Origin of the sequence: Mesorhizobium sp. M8A.F.Ca.ET.161.01.1.1, assembly GCF_004792105.1 — a bacterium.
GTDB lineage: Bacteria > Pseudomonadota > Alphaproteobacteria > Rhizobiales > Rhizobiaceae > Mesorhizobium.
Genome location: NZ_SRTD01000253.1, coordinates 1 through 337 on the forward strand (window position 1 = coordinate 1; position 337 = coordinate 337).

2 protein-coding genes are annotated in these 337 nt (G+C 50.1%); both read right to left on the minus strand.

Going from position 1 to position 337, the window contains the following annotated elements:
• On the minus strand, positions 1-94 hold a 94-nt coding region (locus EN804_RS35585; protein ID WP_135922373.1), incomplete at its 3' end, for an AsnC family protein.
• Between the two features lie 25 nt (positions 95-119).
• A partial coding sequence (locus tag EN804_RS37785; protein WP_210237391.1) for a hypothetical protein occupies positions 120-337 on the minus strand: 218 nt, incomplete at its 5' end.

Below are 337 nucleotides of genomic sequence, written 5' to 3' on the forward strand. Positions count from 1 at the left end.
AAAGATTGACAAGTTCCGCCAGCTCGACATTGGTGATGCGACCGTTTTTCTGAAGTTCATAGAGAATCTTGATATCGATCCGGTCAAGTTTCATCACGTGCGGAACCCCTTTTGTTTTTTCAGACACGCGGCATAAAATTCTGGCGCGGCAATTGAAATCTTACCACATGGACGCGCGCTGTCGACGCAACGATGTTTTTTTCATTCAGCAGAAAGAGTTGCAGAGAGGTCTGCGAACAGCAGGAAATTCCGGCAGAGAGCCCAGTCTGGCAACGTTTGCGCGCCAGCCAAGGTAAATTAGGACGACTATAAGGAGCCAGACCATGCCCGCCCCGCT